Raw genomic sequence first — 17,419 nt, 5'->3', positions numbered from 1 at the left:
CATTCCTATGCATTATCAGTTGCTGTTACGTTATTGGTTGATGGGGACGGTGACTCACTGCGAGTGGGATCGTCTTTACTTACCAACTTATACAGTGCAGGCATGACAAGCAGTGACAACACGGTTGCTGCAGCTAGTCCACCAATGATGGTTGCTGCCATTTGGTCAAACAGAAGGTCACTCATCAGCGGGATCATGCCCAAAGCTGTTGTTAATGCACCCATGGAGATCGCCATCGTGCGGTTGATGGTGGCTTCTTTGATCGCATCAGATAGGTTTTTACCGTTTCTACGTTCCAGTTCAATCTGGTCCATTAATACGATTCCGTTTTTAATGATCATGCCTGTTAAGGTGACCGCGCCAATCAACGCCATAAACCCAAAAGGTTTGCTGAATATTAGCAATGAGAAGCTGGCTCCAATTGAAGCGAGTGGCAAGGTAGTTAGAATGATTAGGGGCTGCTTAAATCCATTAAACATTGCTACGAGAATAATCACCATGATTAGCATCGCTTTTGGCAGCTGCTTTAGAATATCAGTGACCGCTTTATGTTCATCGTAGTACTCGCCTCCCCATTCCATGCTATAGCCTGGTGGTAGTTCAATCGCTTCAATCTCTGCCTTGATGGCATTACGAACACGAGCTGGCGTAGTGTAATGCTGAATACCAGCTTGAGCGGTGATGGTTTTAACGCGATCTCGTCGCCATATCATGCTTTCTTCTGCTACCAGTTCAAAGCGGTCGACAACCTGGCCTAGTGGCACTGTATGTAGGCCAAGAATGGATTTCACAGGAAGTGTTTCAAGTGATGCCATCGTTTGGTTAGAACCGCGCAGTTGGATAGGAATAAGTTCCTCGTTAAGATTCATCTGGCCCAATGGCATACCATCAGAGCCTCTCTTTAGGGCAAAAGCGATGTCAGCACGGTTGATTCCGGCTAGCCTTGCTTTTTCTTGGTTGATGATAGGTACGAGCGCTTTGCTCTGCTGACGCCAGTCATCACGAACATATTTCGTATCTGGATGGGCCGACATAATTGTTTGCGCTTGACGCGACAGTTCATGCAACACAATAGGGTCTGGACCAGAGAATCGCGCTTCAACTGAGAATTTGTCAGACGTTGCTAACTTCAACGATCTAAAGCGTGGCTCAGCATTCGGGAATTCATCTGCTAACCATTGGTCTCCGCGAGTAACAAGGCGCTCAATATCGTGGAACCCATGTACGTTGATGAGAATCTGACCATAGGCAGGATCAATTGGCTCTGGTTCTACCGTGACCGAAAAACGTGGGGCACTTGAACCTACCGCGGTAGAGATAGAAGCCACCTCTGGTTGTTTAATCAGCCACTGCTCAATTTTTGCCATGTCGGCGGACGTTTGTTCAATCTTCGCGCCGTTTGGTAACCAATAGTCGAGAAACACTATTGGTCTGTCTGACTGTGGAATAAAGTTAACCGCAATGTAGGGAACGGCGATAGCAGTAGCGATTAGCAGGGGAATCAGGCCAGACATCGCTTTAAGCGGATTATCAACCGTCCAGTGAACAAAGCGTTTGAATAGGTTTAGCTTTCCGTCTTCGTTTACAGCAGTGGGTTTTAGTAGTAACCAGCACATCAGCGCTGTAAAGGTCATAGCGACAAACCAAGATAGCAACAGTGATGCAGCCACGATGTAGAATACCGAGCTGGCAAATTCCGCAGCGTCAGTTTGTGAAAAAATCACGGGGCTAGCACCCATTATGGCGATTACCGTCGCGCCAAGTAAGGGAAGAGAGGTTTCTTTTATTGAATCAATAGCTGCTTGGGTGCGATCTATGCCCTTATTCATTTTAGAGATCATCATATCGGTGATTACGATAGCGTTATCCACCAACATCCCAAGCGCGAGAATGAATGTACCTAGCGAAACTCGATGTAGATCGATCTGCTGAATATTCATGTAGATCAGTGTGAGGAGAATGGTGATTAATAAACTCGAACCGACAATGGCTGCGCTTTTAAAACCCATGAATATAAGCAATACAACAAAGACGATCGCGACACTTTCTAATAAGTTAACAACGAAGTCATCAATGGCTTTTTGTACCTCTTCAGGTTGGTAGGCCACGGTTGAAATATCGACCCCTAAAGGCAGTTCTTGTTCATACTCCTTGATAATTGCACGAATCGTATCGCCCAGTGATACAACGTTAATGCCGTCGACAGGGCTCACCGCTAGCGTGACCGCAGGTTCACCGTTATAGCGGTTTTCAGTCAATGCGGGTTCTAGGTATCCCATCGTTACGTCGGCAACGTCTCCTAGCCGGATCAAACCTGAGCTTAGTTCACTTACACCACCTCGAATGATGAGGTTTTTTACATCTTCTAATGACTGAAACTCGCTACTTTGTTGAATGCGTATGCGTTCATGCCCAGCACTGAACCGACCGGCTTCGAAGGTCATGTTTTGGGTATTGAGTTGGTTCCACACCTGCGAGATAGAAAGTCCATATTGGCTGAGGCGCTCATCTGGAATATCGATGTAAACCACACGAGGTTGAACGCCGTGAAGCTCAATTTTTTTAATGCCTTTTACAGTCTTAATGCGACGTTGCAGCTCTTCTGCATAACGACGTAGATCGCTAGCCGTTGCATCGCTGCTGTGAATAGAAAATAGCATGCCATACACTTCAGAGAACTCGTCTTGGACAATGTTGATTTGTGCCGTCGACGGGAGTTGTAGTGACACATCACTGATCTTACGTCGTAAAATATCCCATTGTTGGGGAAGGTTGTCTGAGTTTAGCGATTCTTTTAAATCGACAAACACCATTGAGACACCGGGCTTTGAGAGTGAACGCAAGCGGTTTAACTCTCCCATCTCTTGTAGTTTCGTTTCAATCGTATCGGTCACCTGATACTCAACCTCTTCGGCTGAAGCACCTGGGTAGAGTGTAACCACTACGGCTGTTTTAACTGTAAAGCTGGGATCTTCTAATTTCCCCAAATCAAAGTATGAGTAGATACCAGCGAAGATCGAAAGCACAGTAAAAAACAGTACGAATGTGCGCTGCCTAATTGCAAACTCTGCGAGATTAATCATGGTCCTGTCCTACTGTGTTTTTACAATGAGGTTGGTGGCAGCGTCACCTTCAATAACGTAGGGTGAACCACTGATAACAACGAGGTCGTCGGCTTTGAAATGACTAGAAACACAAGCAACGTGTGCGTCTAAAGTACGCATCTGAACTGGCTGACGAATGATGCGTTTTTCGCGCACTAGGTTGACATGTAGGTCATTGTGCTCACCAATAAGTGCAGAGTAGGGCAGGCAGTAGACAGGTAGCTCATTACCCAGTTGACTCGAAACTGTTACAGAACGACCTGGAAGCAAAGCGTCATCCAACTCATCGAGATTGAGTGTGACGTTATAAGTTTGTTTCAGGATGTTTGGAAAGGTGGAAATTTCCGATACAGTCGCAGCTAAGTGGCGTTCTGCTTGGTGCCAATTAACCTGACTAGACTGACCAATGTGAAATTGGTTAATGAGCGTTTCTGGTACATCAATTTCAACTTCCAATTGGGTTAAATCTTGAACGTCGATGACACTGACCCCTGGCAGTATTTGTTCGTAGGCATCAAAGTTGACTCGGCCTACGACACCGTCAAATGGTGCCTTTAACTCGGTGTAGCCAAGCGCATCATGTGCACGTTGAATATTTTTATTTACAACTTTAATTGCAGATAGACTGCGCTCATATCCACTAATTGCTCGATCGAGATTTACGCTAGCGATAGCGTTGTCAGCCGTTGCCTGTTTTACGCGCTCGAGTTCAGCTTTCGCAAGTTTATGTGCAGACTCGGCTTCTAACTTACGAGCCTTTAGCTCTTCGAGTGTGACTTGATAATCATGACGATCAAGATATGCCAATACTTGGCCTTTAACGACAGAATCGCCCTGTTTAACCAGTATGTTTTCGATCATGCCTGGTACACGAAATGACAGCCCTGCTTTTTTTTGTGACAGAACAGTACCGTTGAAGTGTTTCAAACTACTGTTTTTCGTTGATTGAATTTCAATAACCTGTACGGGCTTGTCGATAGGAGGGGGAGTGTTGGTAGAAGCTTGATTACAACCAAGCAAACTTAAAGAAAGCGTGGCTAAGCAGAGACGTTGTAAGTTCATGTTCATGTGATGGTCCTTAATTTTTTATCACATACTACAATTGAACGGTGTTCGAATAATTGTCTATTTTCAGGAATCACTTTTTCGAAAAATGAGATAGTCCCTATGTTTGTCATTGGACTAGTAAATTTTCGGGTGGTTACAAAGAGAGATAACCCATAGCATTCGCTCTATAAACTTCTTATTTTTTTAGCCAGACCAGCGAGGGCTGTTATGAATGTTCTAAAGAGCATAGGTCGAGTCATTTGGGCCATTATATTGGTATTTATAAAGTTTTTTGCGTTTATGGCCGTGATGTTAGGCGGTGCGTATGTGCTTGCTCCAATGGGAATGGTCAATTCCAAAGACATTGATATGAGCATGTTTACCAATACACCAAATCCCACCATGATGACCATTTTAAATAGTGAATATTTTAGTGGTTATTTGTTTGCGGTAACCATAGCGTTAGCGCTTTTTGTTGCCTACTTGCTATGGGAGATTCATGAAGTAGCCGTCCATAAAGCCAAAGAGAAAAAGAGTACTCACGTTCAACTCGTATTTGCGCTTTCTTTATGTGGTCTACTAATACATAAAGCGTGGTGGGTATTAGCTGTGATCATTGCGTTTGCGAATTGGAAGCACATTGGTTCTTCGCTGAGTCAAGTAATAAGAGATGGTATATCAAGTATGAAGTTTGATGATACCGACAATAAAGATATCAACATGAGTAAGTCGGAGCGCTAATAATGAAAGAAATTATGATTCCCTATATTTTGTTAATGTGGATACTTGTATCTACAGGAGCAATTAAATGGACTCTTAAGAGTGCTTTTTGGATTATTTCTGGCGGCGTGTTCATCTTAGTATTCTTAGGTATACTTTCTAGGTTGTGGGCACCAGTAGATATGACGTACTCTTCTACGGTAAAAGCGCCTCATGCAGTTTTATCTCCAATTTTTGGTGAACAGATCGATGAGATTTTTGTTGATCATAACCAGATTGTGAAGCAGGGTGACCCTATATATACACTTGTTGACACTACCTCTGCCGCGGAGCTTGCGAAAATTACTGCAGCGATTACAAAGCAAGAAGAGTCGATTGCTCAAATGGAGCGAGATCTTGAACGTGCTAAAACTTCTCCGGAAATCTTTAAAGAACGAGATGTTGAAAACTACACTTCGCAATTGAGAATTGCCCGCTCTCAGCTTGATTCATTACAAGCTGACTACAAGAAGGTTGAATTTGTTCAATCTCTTAAAACTGTAACTGCGCCTTTTGATGGTCAAGTCGCAGTGGTGAACGTAGCAAATGGTAGCCGTGTGGGTAATATGCATATTTATGACATATCGCGTAAATTTGTTGAGATGCGAATCCCAGATCAAACGTTCCGATATGTTGAGACTGGTCAGTTTGCCGAGTTTTACGTAGACGCGTATCCAGGTGAAGTTTTCCGTGCGCGAGTGCATAGTTTTACAGCTGGTACTGGTGAATCGTCAGTGTCTCCTATTCAAGGGCCGCAGAGTGTACGCCAACACGTTGGCGCAAATACGAGTAGCCACGGCCGAACAGTGATATTGGAAATTATTGAGCCTGACGATAAGTATATTCCGATTGGTGCAACTGGCTCTGCTTGGATTTCAGCGAAGAAGCCTCATAGTCTATTAGGATTTATTGATGTTATCGGTGCAGCAACTGTCAGACTGCATTCATATAAATCATATCTAAACGCTATGTAACGTATTTAACTATTAATCATAAAAAGCCACTTATTTAATTAAGTGGCTTTTTTAATTGGTGCAAATAAAAACTCGTATATTTACGAGTTATTTAGTCTCTCTCAACCATATAAATTGAATGTAGATAAATGGGAGGCTTAACATGAGCAATAGTGAACCTTACAATAATTTTCAGCGAACTTATCAGTCGGTCTGTCGTTCAGTTATTGGCCAAGAGGAAGTGATTAAATCTATCTTTATTGGCTTATTGGTTAAAGGGCATGTGTTGTTAGAAGGGTTGCCCGGGACAGCAAAAACAAGGTCGATACAGACCCTTGCTAAGGCAATAAATGCTCAATTAGGCAGGGTTCAGTTTACCCCAGACCTTTTACCTTCCGATGTCACAGGTTCAGAAGTATATCGTGAAGTGAATGGCAAGCCTTCAATTACCTTTGAAGAAGGCCCTATCTTTAATCAATTAGTGTTAGCTGATGAAGTGAACCGAGCTCCGGCAAAGGTTCAGGCTGCGCTGCTAGAAGCAATGGCTGAACGCACTGTAACTGTCGCGGGGCAAACCCATAAATTGCCTGAACTCTTTTTGGTGCTAGCAACCCAAAACCCCCTTGACCAAGAGGGAACGTACCCCCTCCCAGAAGCTCAACTTGACCGTTTTTTGCTTAAAGTCAACGTGGACTTTCCTTCAAAAGAAGCTGAATTAGACATCATTCGCCTAGTAAGAAGTGAAGAATATCAGACTCAATGCGCAGATGATTCAAATTCGTTGCATGCAAGTGTTGAAGATGTACTGATGGCGCAGAAAGAAGTTTCACAAGTTCGTATTGCTCCTGCTATGGAACAGTACATTGTCAACCTTACTACGGCAACTCGATGTGGTGAAGACTACCCGAACGCCACTTTCCCGAAATGGTTAGAGGTCGGTGTTAGCCCTCGCGCTTCAATAGCGATAGATAAATGTGCTCGAGCGCATGCCTGGTTAGATAATCGAGACTACGTTGAGCCTGATGATATCCGTGCAGTAGCTCATAGTGTATTAGGACACCGATTAACGCTTAACCATGAAGCGATGTATGAGCAAGTGACACCAGATATGGTGGTTGATGACCTTTTAAAGCACGTGTCTATAGGGTAATTTCTATGAATCCATTATACGAAGGTTTGAAGCATGATCGCCGCGTGTACACCCAACTCGAGCTGCTGTATCTAATTAAATGCGCTACGAATACCAAGAGTAAATTCCCTGAGTTAGTTAATGCGCGCAGTCCCTCTGGCGCTCACTTATCAACTCACCGAGGGCGGGGGCTGAACTTTGAAGAACTTCGCCGCTACCAACGTGGAGACGATGTTCGTCACATAGATTGGAAAACCACTTTGCGTACCGGTAAACCTCACGTTAGGGCGTATAGCGAAGAGAAAGAGCAAAACGTACTAATCTGTGTCGATCAACGCGAATCCATGTTCTTCAGTAGTGTTGAGACTATGAAGTCCGTTGTCGCCGCAAATGTGGCTGCTTACTGTATCTGGTCCGTGATTGGCAAGGGCGATAGAATAGGTACTCTTATCTCAAGAGATGAAGAATCAATTTTTATTCCTTGTAAGAAAGGTGAAAGCCATGCAAAGGGAATACTTCAACAGCTACATACTCAAAATCACCGATTAGGTGAAGATATCGCCTTTGTCGATCAGAGCAAGTCTTTCTTAAAGCAACTTAAGTGCATACAAAAGCGTAATGTGGTCAATACGACCATTATTATAATTAGCGATTGGTATGGACTTGAAGCGAGTTCAATGCGGCTAATACAACACCTACAAAAAAGCAATCGTATTATTGGCGTTCAAATCATTGATCCAATAGAAGCCAATATTCACGACTGGGAAGGTGTAAACATTTCCGATGGCCAGCATCAGTTGCAACTGAGTCAACTTGGCCTAACAAATAATGATGTTTTGCAACAGTACAGCGATGCTGTAGAAGAGCAGTTTAAGCTGTTATCTAAACGATTATCGACTGCAGAATTTCCACTCATAACACTTACCACCGACGGGCATGAAATTGAAGCCTTTCGCAGTTATTTTCTTTGAATTTAGAGAGTGCAATGAGCGAGTCTATTTCTGAATTGACATCCAATGGTTTTGGAAACCTGATTCTATATGGATTAGGTGAGCCGACAGGCTTTCATGAACCTCTTATCATACTAGCCATTCCTTTTACACCTCAAACCGTTGGCTGGCTAGTGGTTTTGCTCGCAGTGTGCCTATATGTTTGTCTACGAGTGCGCTCAAGTATTCTCCATTGGGTAAAAAATCGTTATCGAAAACATTACATGTCCCAACTACCAAACATTGAAAGTCATTCTTTTGAATATGACTCCTTTCGAATAATGACTAAAATACGAACTATTTCGAATAACGATAACCCGGATTATATAGCTCATCTATTTGGGCGAGAGTGGCTTAAAGCTATGGATGAACAGTGTTCAAAACATTCAAATTTCGATTCAAATATTGGACGTGAATGGATGAAGCTTCTGACTGGCCAGCGTGAAGAAGCGATGACCTCTATTGAAAAAAAACACTTGTTGGAGTGCTGCGAATTTTGGATCTTGAATCATAGTAATTCAGTAGAAAAAAAAGGTGAAATAAAGAAAGGGAGGGGCTATGGAGTTTGAGTATCCCTTGATGTTGCTTTCACTTCCGCTACCTTGGATTATTTACCGCTATGCCCCCGCTTTTCGTACGTCTGATGAGGCGATAAAGGTTCCTTTTTTTCGTCGAATCATCGAACTTAGTGGGGAGCGTCTAACAACTGGTGGCCAAGTCCTTACCCCAATGTGGTGGCAAAAACTGTGTCTTGTTTTTGTATGGATAATGTTGGTTATTGCGGCATGCAAGCCAGTTGTTTTGGGAGAGCCTCAAACCTTTACTAAGGCAGGGCGAGACCTAATGGTTGTCGTTGATTTGTCAGGTTCAATGGAGACAAGCGACTTTAAACTCCCTGGAAGTAATGAACCAATCTCCCGCTTAGAAGCATTAAAGAATGTATTGATCGAGTTTTCAGGTAAGCGGGAAGGGGACCGTCTGGGATTGATCTTGTTCGGAGACCGAGCGTACTTGCAAGCGCCTTTTACTGCAGACCACAAAACCTGGCTGTCACTTGTACAGGAAACGCAAGTGGGGATGGCTGGTCAAAGCACCCATATCGGTGACGCTTTGGGGTTAGCGATGAAAGTGATTGCTAAGGATTCGACAGCGTTTGAAGAGAATGGAGATGAATCTAATCAAGTAGAAAAAGTGATTATTTTACTCACCGATGGCAATGATACGGATAGTCAGGTCCCACCAATAGAAGCCGCCTCTTTGGCTAGAGACGTCAATGTCCGCATACATACAATCGCAATTGGAGATCCTGAAACAGTGGGAGAGTCTGCAATGAACGTTGAAGAGCTCGAAAAGATTGCTCGTCTTAGTGGTGGAGAGTCCTTCCAAGCTATGTCATATCAAGAGCTGCAAGCTATCTACACGACACTTAACAAGCTCGAACCATCGGAATACGCAAGTTTCAGCTATCAACCTAAAATAAGCGCACATCATGTGCCTATCTGCCTTGGGTTGGGGGTTTACCTCTTTGCCTACATTGTTAATTTTATGAGCCGAGTTTCGTTCGGTAGAGAAAGGCAGGGCGAGTAAAATGAGTAGTTTATTAGATTTCCATTTTATACGCCCTCTATGGTTGCTGGCGTTAATACCTTTTGTGTTAATGGCTTATCTAGCTTTAAGACAGCAAAGTAATAGACCATCTTGGGAAAAGAAATTACCGAAACATTTGGCTCTCGCTTTAAGTACCCGTGATAAACAATGGCGTAAAAAACTACCGATAAAAGTTTGGCTAGTGGTTAGCATCATTGTGATTGTCACCGCTTCAGGCCCAACATGGAAACGAGAAACGACGCCATTTAGTGAAGACCATTCACCGTTGTTTATTGTTTTAGATACGTCAGAGTCGATGCTGGAAACGGACGTTAAACCTAATCGACTTTCAAGAGCAAAACTCAAAGTTCAGGACCTTTTGGTAGAAAACAGTAGCAAGAATACGGCATTGATAGCTTATGCTGGCAGTGCTCACCTTGCGGTTCCTTTGACACAAGATGAACACGTATTTGTTCCAATACTACAGTCACTTAGTCCAGCGGTCATGCCACTACAAGGTAAGTATCCAGAACTTGCAGTGAGTGTTATTGAAGACCAGTTAAACAAAATGTCTCAGAAGGCGCTATCTGCGACGATAGTCGTGCTTAGTGACGGGGTGGGAAGTAGTGCAAAAGAGGCCTATGTGGCGTTGTCACAGCGTAATGACATATCTATTAAAGTTTTGATCTTGGGAATTGGGGATCAAACAAGAACCAGTAACATCCCGTTTGATGAACGAGGACTAAAGCAGTTCGCATCCGAAATCAGTGGAGATTATCACAGAATGTCTAGTGATGACTCAGACATAAAGTGGCTATCGAACCATATAACCAATCATACTAGGCTCAACGGAGAGCAGGCTCAGCCGTGGAAGGATATGGGGTACCCACTTGTATTTATTATTATGGCGATTTTTTTGTTGTGGTTTAGGAAAGGGTGGACTGTGCATTGGTGCCTACTACCACTTATCCTGGTTATGCATGCTCAACCCGTGAGTGCTGAGAATACCGATGGCGCTAGGGGTAACTTTGTGTTTATTGATTTGTGGATGACAAAAGATCAACAAGCGCAGTGGTACTTCAATCGAGGTGATTACCAAAAAGCCGCCGAGCTATTCGTCTCAACGGAGCATAAAGCACAAGCTTACTATTTAGCTGAGAACTTTGAGTTGGCCAATGCGTATTATCTAAGGGTAAACAATAAGCAAGGGATGTTGGGTGCAGCAAACTCTGCAGCCCAACTGCGAGAGTATGTTGTTGCTAGGCAGATGTATAAGCAAATCCTGAGGCAATACCCGGATTTTGAAGCCGCTAAGACGAACTTATTGATCGTCGAAAAAATTATCGAAGACATTAATCGACAGAGTGAAAGCCAAGCAAATACTGAAAACGAGTCAAGCAAAGAGCTTGGAGATGCGCCACAAACAAGCGATGGTGCTGAAGAAAAAGTGGCCAAGAAACAGGTTCAAAAGCAGAAGTTTAGCGCAAATCAGTTGCGAGCGAATAAAGCCATGTTCGATGCATGGATGAAACAAGTGGAAGGCAATCAACAAGCCTTTTTGGCGACAAAATTTGCAATACAGCTACAGAAGAAGGATTCGTCTAATGAAAGCGACTAAAAAGGCTTACTTGAAGCTAATGTCATTAGTTGTTGCGTTACTTTTTCCTGCTTTTTCTGCGGCATCAACCGATCTAAGGGCTTTGCTTGATGAGGGCAAATTGAAAGTGGAAGTCTTTCTATCAGTTGAAGGGCAAACAAAGCGCGCAAACCAATTATATAGAGCAGCAGCAGTCAATGAGCAAATCGATCTCATTGTGAAAGTGTCTACCGATAGATGGTTTACTCGAGGCACTCGAGTTACGCCTCTAAGCCTTAATCAAGCCCTTGTTCAGCAAAGAGATAAGCTTGCCTCCAATTATACTGAGAAACTGCAAGGTCAAACCTGGTCAGTTCAGGAGTGGCAACTCGCCATCTATCCGCTTGATAGTGGTCGCTTTCATATACCGAACCTAACGCTCGCGGCTTCGGTGTCTTTGGAGGAAGGTGGAAGTGCAGAAGGCTATATACAGACTCCCAGTGTTAGCTTTGAGGTGATGCAATCAAATGGTGTTAACTCATCGCAGACTCCGGCATCGACAGACTTACAATTCGGTCAGACGTGGAACGAATTGGGTGACGTAAAAGTCGGAGACGCCATTACGAGAACGTTACACATAAAGGCAGATGAAACGACAGTATCGCTATTGCCAGAACTAAACGCACTTGAACTGGCTGGTACTAATAGTTATCGCGAAGTTTTAACATCAAAAGACATGCAAAGCCGAGGGCGGTATTCTGCAGAAAAAACGGTCGTCCATACTTATATTGTCCACAATAGTGGCACGTTAATGGTACCGCCAATAGAGTTAGAGTGGTGGGATACTAAAACGCAAAGCATAAGAAGCGTAGAATTAACGGGTTTGGAAGTAAATATACCTCATACTCCTAAAAGTTGGTTAATGCAGTACTGGGTTCATTGTATCGTTATTGGATTGCTGATTTCATTATTGACGGCCTCTGTACATTACTTTATTCGTCGCTTTGACCAAGAGAATTTACCACCAATCTTTTTTCTGATGCGCAGCCTTGTATCAAGAGATTGGAGAGAAGTGCATAGACATTTGTATAACCAAAATATGAAGAAAACAGGGCGCGTTGAAATCAGGGGGAGTGTACCTAAAAAAGAGGTAAATGAATGGTCTGAACAGCATTTTTTGCCATCTTCTCGAGCTGACAACGCGAAGGTTTCTACGGTCTTAAAGTTGTGGAAAAAATTAAAAAATAACAACAACTAGCGAATGAACAAGTTTCTAAGAGGTCTGGGTGCTTAACTAAAAATGAATCTGCTTAAGGCTCTAGGAACACTGACTGTTAAAAATAATGATTTTGTAGGTGCATGGCGTCCGCTATTTGAGAATTTGGCGCGTTCGTTACAGATTAATATGACTTTATTAAGTCCGCCTAAGCAGATCTTTACTCCATATAGTGTCACATCAACAGACTGAGCTTGTCTCCCTAGAATGACCAAGCTCACCCTCACAGAAAATGCCCATCCAGTTTATTCGATAGGCTAACACGGATAGTAAGGAGTTCTGAAATCTCCGTTCAAACTCTTTTGCCTCAAGATACATCCCAGAACACCATCACCAGGAAAGAGAGGTTTCAAGAGCAGAATCACAAGCTCAAGCTAAGATCTACGAATTGAAACCATCTCTATAAATTACACAGATTGGGGTTTACCCACAAACTAATGCTTCAAGGTTTATTCTAGGCAATCCTTTGGATGGAAATTATCCAGTGGCCATCTCGTATCAGCGTCAACTATTTCAAAGATGGTTTGATAGCCATCAACTGATTCAGAGAGATTTGCTGTAGGTACTGCTCCAGCTTGTTTTAGTGCATACCACGAGTTGCCGATTGTCCGTGATGAACCTTTTAGCAACTGTTCAACTTGCTCAGACGCTAAGTTGGTAAACGGTATTTTCCTCAAATTGAAAAACGGACGCCAATCTGATCCTGTAATCTTCGTCAAGGAAATAACCATAAAGTCGTTGCCGATCATACTACCAACTTTGTTGCCATCGTAGGTACTATGTCCACTATAAGGAAATAGATCGAAACCAAGGTTAGCACGGCTATCGTTCCAGATGTCTTCATTGCTAGTAGCTTTATCAAATAAGCGGCTATGAATGTTGAGTAACGTTAAGATGTCAAATCCATTATCTAGCTGAGTACCGTCTGACAGCTGCATTTTGTTGCTCAATAGTGCAATTTGAATGTATGGAGTTAGCCGTTCGTTGTTTTTTGGCGCATAACCAGGTTCTTCATAAATATACTGATACGCTGGTTGTTCGACATCTAATGAATAGTCAGCAACTAATTTGCATGATTCGTTAAAAATAACTTTGCGCGTCACTCCGTCAATTTCTTTGGTTAAATTGGCGTTTTCCGATTGAATCATAGCAAAAGTGCCTTTCGGATTGGTGCGGGCTTTTACATAACTCTCTCCCACAATTCCTTTTGTAATCCTTTGATCAAACCAATTGATGTACCATGGATAGATGTTATTCGAGTTTTCTGTATAACGAATTTCATAACTTGACCAATGCTCTTTCTGGTCCAATGGAACGTATCTAATTCCGAGTCTCTTCGTTTGTAAATTATGCCCTAATTCATGTCCTTCAACCCAACTTAGCGGTTCAACGCTACCACCTTTGTCGAATGGATTTCCGGAACATGCTGAGCCGCACTGAGCGTACTCGTCATAGTTGATATGTTGAGTAGTCAGCTTACTGTGTAAAGTTTCGTCATAGCAATTCCAACCCGAATTATCGCAAAAAGATTGAACATCGGGACTTAGGGTTGTTTTAAGTTCTTTTTTCGTTGTTTTGACACCCGCTAAATCATAGGCAGTATTTAAAAAGCCGTTAGTGTAATCGTCAATTAATTGATGAACATCGCCATTGTATAACTCGGCACCTTCCAAAAACTCATATTTTCGTGAGTGAACTTGAGCATTCTCGAAGATTAAGTCAAAGAAAGGTAGGCTCGAGCTGTGTATTTCGTCAACGAAATTCTCGATAGCCAACGTGTCATGAGTATCGATCAATGTAGGATGTTTTGCAGCGCCGCTTATGCTTAAAATGACTTCTGATCCAGCCAATGTGGCGTCACTTTCATAGTGGACATAAATAGGGCCACCAATCGCTGACGTAATATCGTGTAGTTCTTGGTCTTTTAACCACATGACAGGAGAAGCTACTCTTTCGGGACGGTAATAACTGTCTTCTTTCCAAATAGCTCTCGTCGTTTTATTTCTTTGTGCATTAATTCGCACTCCAACGCGAGCGTTAAGATTTTCGTCTGCTCTAGATATGTTGATAGTTTCTCCTGGTAGAGCATAAAAACCGGTGGCAGTCCATTGATCGATAGAGTCTAAGGTGAGATGAATAGTATCTGAATGTTTTACAACTGAACCGATATCGTACTCAATACAAGAACCGTTTTGAACTTGATCTCTGGTGCAAATAGTATCCCCTAGATCTTCGAATCTCGGAGCAATAGCTCGATGGTTATAAATGGTAGCGTCAGAGAGTAATGAACGAGAGACATTAACTGAATCGGTTGAATGAACAGGGAAGTTAACTGCCGATGTATCATTTCCCCCATGTCTTATCTTGTCACCGAGTAGGGCTAGTGATTTGTAGAACCTTAAACTTTTGAGTTTAAATATATCCAGTGTTTGGGAGTCCATATTGTTGAAAACCAGTCTCGCGCTTTCAGCTCCCCCCATAATTTTGCTGATGAATTCAGGGGTGTCACACTTGAAGTAGGTAGTTGTCCTCTTAATACATGAGCTATAGTCACTATAACTTAAGCTTTGCTCCTCTACCGTTTTAATTAAATTACTGATTTTATCAATGTCAGTAGGGGCATTGTCGAAATATAAATGTGTATCAAGGTCGATGACAGCTTCTTGTCTCGAGCGGTTGCTGATTCCAAGTAACTTTAAGCTTTTTAGTAGTTTATCTCCAATGTAAAATGTATTTGCAGAATGATGTAGATAAATAACAGGAATTCCATTGTCTAGAGCTTGTTGTACTGTTGAAGCAACAACTGACTCGCTAAGCTCGCCAGTTTCATCTTGTCCTACGATTAATAGATCGTTATTGGTGTTTAAACAGTTACTTAAATTTAACCCGTCACAATAGTTCTTTGGAGTCAACTTGGCTTTTGGTAAATGGGCCTCAAACCATGCATAAAGCTCATTGTCAAACGGGTAGTATTGGCGTTGGGGCAGGTTACTTGTCACTATGTTTAACTCAGTATTCGTAATATCAACCGTGTGAGTTAAATGGGCAATAACATTCTTTAAGAGTTGTTCCATCCCGTCGTCATTTATTTCTAAATCAAACGGATTGTGGCCAAACGCTGCATAGCGGCCTTCATTGTTTACTACGGCTAAGTCGACATTCATCGTACCTGAACTTCTTACAGCGTAATTTGAAGTCAGAATAGCCGTATTCTCGGTTGGTTCTAGGTTTTGTAAACTCACTCCATCACTGGGTATCTTCCAGCTTAAATTTGTGATGAGGGGGAGTTTTCCATCTAATCCAAAAATCTTGCGTCGAACGTTTTTTGCAGATTGTTTAGAAAGTTCGATATCGGCTCGCAATACTTCGTATAATTCGCTTTCAGTGACGAGATCTGCATTACCAGTGTCGATTCTAGCGCTGATATCTTCTGGCGCGGGAACGAGAGGTTCAAGATCTTCTTCGTCTGGAATACCGTCGCCGTCATCGTCAGTGTCGGCGTTGTTGCCGATGCCGTCGCCATCTGTATCGAGTGATTCGGTTGGATCCAATGGGAAAGCATCCTCGCTGTCATTGTAGCCATCACCGTCGTCATCATTGTCTGAGTTGTTTCCAATCCCATCTTTGTCGGTATCGAGCCATTCTGCTGGGTCGAGCGGGAACGTATCATCGTTGTCAGCGATGCCGTCACCATCATCATCACTGTCAGCGTTATTGCCAATACCATCACCATCAGTGTCTAAAGATTCATTAGGATCTAGAGGAAAGGCATCTTCTGTATCTGCAGTACCGTCATTGTCGTCGTCGTCGTCAGCGTTATTACCAATGCCGTCTCCATCAGTGTCTAGCGACTCGCTTGGATCAAGTGGGAAAGCGTCTTCATCATCAATAACACCATCTCCATCATCGTCAGTGTCAGCGTTGTCGCCAACACCATCGCCATCTGAATCAGTGGATTCGGTTGGATCGAGCGGGAAAGCATCTGCGTCATCTGGGGTGCCATCATCATCATCATCAATATCAGAATTGTTACCAATACCGTCCTGATCTGTATCTAAAGACTCGGAAGGGTTAAGGGGGAATGCGTCATCGCTGTCCAAAACGCCGTCTCCATCATCATCTTCATCGATACCGTCGGGAATGCCATCACGGTCAAAGTCTAGTAAGTTGATAAACTGATTATCTTTGATTAAATCAACGCGCAATTCATTGATCTCAATTTCACCGTCGACAGATGTGCTCCCGTTACCGAAATACAACGCGTCGTTTTGAGAAGTGGTGGAACCTGGCCACGAATCAATCAATTTATCGTCGTAGTAGAATGATACTTCCTGGCTATCAGCAGAAAATTGGAGCCTAAAATGGTGCATTTCGAGTGCGTTAGGGTCGTCCGAAAGAACATGAGAAGCGCCTTTTTCGAAGTCAGCAATGAGCCTAGAGTTAGAATCAATGCTAAGTTTTACTAAGTATCGATGACCTGAAACAACAAGGTAAGCAAGATTTGATGCGCCTGAGATTATTTTTGCATTAAAAGAAATTTGATGATTAGTGTTTTTTAAAAGTTGTTTCTGCAATGTAGTGAGTGTTTTTTTCCCTTGAGAGCGCCCACCGATACCGTGGAAAATGCCGTTTTGAATGTACGCGTTTTTTGATGTGTCTTGAACAAATCCCTGTTGATTTAAGCTACCCGCGTTAATGTTGTAATAAATTAAAGGCTCTTCGCTAGAGTAGGATGGTGAATGGTAAAGTAATAACGCCGAAGCGATGCTTAGCGCTAATAGAGACGTTTGATTTGGTGTTTTTTTCACTGGTGTTGCTTCCTTTGTTTATGAGGGTTGACTCATATAGTGCCCCGGAGCAGGAAGAAGTGACAGCTTGAAAAAGGTAGAGGATTTTAAACACGTTTTGCTTGGCTTTATTATTTTGTCCAATTAAATCAGTATTATAATGTGTGTTGGCTGTTTTTAATGTCGGCTCATAGTGAGAAGTCTGTGCGGTA

At 42.8% G+C, this 17,419-nt stretch carries 11 protein-coding genes; 8 read left to right on the top strand and 3 right to left on the bottom strand.

Annotated elements, in window-relative coordinates; all coding sequences use genetic code 11:
* Positions 1-5 precede the first annotated feature (5 nt).
* On the bottom strand, positions 6-3,083 hold the full coding sequence (locus ACHUFI_RS03630; RefSeq protein WP_394247004.1) for an efflux RND transporter permease subunit: 3,078 nt from the start codon (positions 3,081-3,083) through the stop codon (positions 6-8).
* A gap of 9 nt (positions 3,084-3,092) precedes the next feature.
* Complete coding sequence (locus ACHUFI_RS03625) at positions 3,093-4,172, bottom strand: efflux RND transporter periplasmic adaptor subunit (protein WP_394247003.1); 1,080 nt, start codon at positions 4,170-4,172, stop codon at positions 3,093-3,095.
* 207 nt (positions 4,173-4,379) lie between these two features.
* Between ACHUFI_RS03625 and ACHUFI_RS03620 the strand changes: the two genes are divergently transcribed.
* The 8 genes from ACHUFI_RS03620 to ACHUFI_RS03585 all read left to right on the top strand — a co-directional run bounded on the left by ACHUFI_RS03620 (position 4,380) and on the right by ACHUFI_RS03585 (position 12,402).
* Positions 4,380-4,892: a magnesium transporter gene (locus ACHUFI_RS03620; protein ID WP_394126287.1), complete on the top strand. Its 513-nt coding sequence runs from the start codon at positions 4,380-4,382 to the stop codon at positions 4,890-4,892.
* Positions 4,893-4,894: 2 nt separating this feature from the next.
* Positions 4,895-5,884 carry an efflux RND transporter periplasmic adaptor subunit gene (locus ACHUFI_RS03615; RefSeq protein ID WP_394247002.1) on the top strand — a complete coding sequence of 330 codons (990 nt, stop codon included), beginning with the start codon at positions 4,895-4,897 and terminating at the stop codon, positions 5,882-5,884.
* 142 nt (positions 5,885-6,026) lie between these two features.
* Positions 6,027-7,013, top strand: a complete 987-nt coding sequence (locus ACHUFI_RS03610; protein ID WP_394247001.1) for an AAA family ATPase — start codon at positions 6,027-6,029, stop codon at positions 7,011-7,013.
* 5 nt (positions 7,014-7,018) lie between these two features.
* On the top strand, positions 7,019-7,963 hold the full coding sequence (locus ACHUFI_RS03605) for a DUF58 domain-containing protein (RefSeq protein ID WP_394247000.1): 945 nt from the start codon (positions 7,019-7,021) through the stop codon (positions 7,961-7,963).
* Between the two features lie 14 nt (positions 7,964-7,977).
* Complete coding sequence (locus ACHUFI_RS03600) at positions 7,978-8,550, top strand: DUF4381 domain-containing protein (protein WP_394246999.1); 573 nt, start codon at positions 7,978-7,980, stop codon at positions 8,548-8,550.
* On the top strand, positions 8,540-9,568 hold the full coding sequence (locus tag ACHUFI_RS03595) for a VWA domain-containing protein (RefSeq protein ID WP_394246998.1): 1,029 nt from the start codon (positions 8,540-8,542) through the stop codon (positions 9,566-9,568). The genes ACHUFI_RS03600 and ACHUFI_RS03595 overlap by 11 nt, the downstream gene beginning before the upstream one ends.
* A gap of 1 nt (position 9,569) precedes the next feature.
* Complete coding sequence (locus tag ACHUFI_RS03590) at positions 9,570-11,186, top strand: vWA domain-containing protein (RefSeq protein ID WP_394246997.1); 1,617 nt, start codon at positions 9,570-9,572, stop codon at positions 11,184-11,186.
* Positions 11,173-12,402: a hypothetical protein gene (locus ACHUFI_RS03585; RefSeq protein WP_394246996.1), complete on the top strand. Its 1,230-nt coding sequence runs from the start codon at positions 11,173-11,175 to the stop codon at positions 12,400-12,402. Before ACHUFI_RS03590 ends, ACHUFI_RS03585 begins: the two co-directional genes overlap by 14 nt.
* A 467-nt stretch (positions 12,403-12,869) precedes the next feature.
* Here ACHUFI_RS03585 and ACHUFI_RS03580 read toward each other — a convergent pair whose 3' ends face one another.
* A complete protein-coding gene (locus ACHUFI_RS03580; RefSeq protein WP_394246995.1) occupies positions 12,870-17,228 on the bottom strand; it encodes an ImpA family metalloprotease in 4,359 nt (1,452 codons plus the stop codon).
* Between the last annotated feature and the right edge of the window lie 191 nt (positions 17,229-17,419).

Origin of the sequence: Vibrio profundi (assembly GCF_043642225.1) — a bacterium.
GTDB classification, from domain to species: Bacteria; Pseudomonadota; Gammaproteobacteria; order Enterobacterales; family Vibrionaceae; genus Vibrio; species Vibrio profundi_A.
Note: the sequence above shows the minus strand (reverse complement) of the source record. Positions and strands in the feature narration are given on the sequence as shown.

Bases quoted from the DNA above. Each gene is read 5' to 3' on its own strand.
- ACHUFI_RS03630 (WP_394247004.1), bottom strand. From the start codon at position 3,083: ATGATTAATCTCGCAGAGTTTGCAATTAGGCAGCGCACATTCGTACTG.
- ACHUFI_RS03625 (WP_394247003.1), bottom strand. From the start codon at position 4,172: ATGAACATGAACTTACAACGTCTCTGCTTAGCCACGCTTTCTTTAAGT.
- ACHUFI_RS03620 (WP_394126287.1), top strand. From the start codon at position 4,380: ATGAATGTTCTAAAGAGCATAGGTCGAGTCATTTGGGCCATTATATTG.
- ACHUFI_RS03615 (WP_394247002.1), top strand. From the start codon at position 4,895: ATGAAAGAAATTATGATTCCCTATATTTTGTTAATGTGGATACTTGTA.
- ACHUFI_RS03610 (WP_394247001.1), top strand. From the start codon at position 6,027: ATGAGCAATAGTGAACCTTACAATAATTTTCAGCGAACTTATCAGTCG.
- ACHUFI_RS03605 (WP_394247000.1), top strand. From the start codon at position 7,019: ATGAATCCATTATACGAAGGTTTGAAGCATGATCGCCGCGTGTACACC.
- ACHUFI_RS03600 (WP_394246999.1), top strand. From the start codon at position 7,978: ATGAGCGAGTCTATTTCTGAATTGACATCCAATGGTTTTGGAAACCTG.
- ACHUFI_RS03595 (WP_394246998.1), top strand. From the start codon at position 8,540: ATGGAGTTTGAGTATCCCTTGATGTTGCTTTCACTTCCGCTACCTTGG.
- ACHUFI_RS03590 (WP_394246997.1), top strand. From the start codon at position 9,570: ATGAGTAGTTTATTAGATTTCCATTTTATACGCCCTCTATGGTTGCTG.
- ACHUFI_RS03585 (WP_394246996.1), top strand. From the start codon at position 11,173: ATGAAAGCGACTAAAAAGGCTTACTTGAAGCTAATGTCATTAGTTGTT.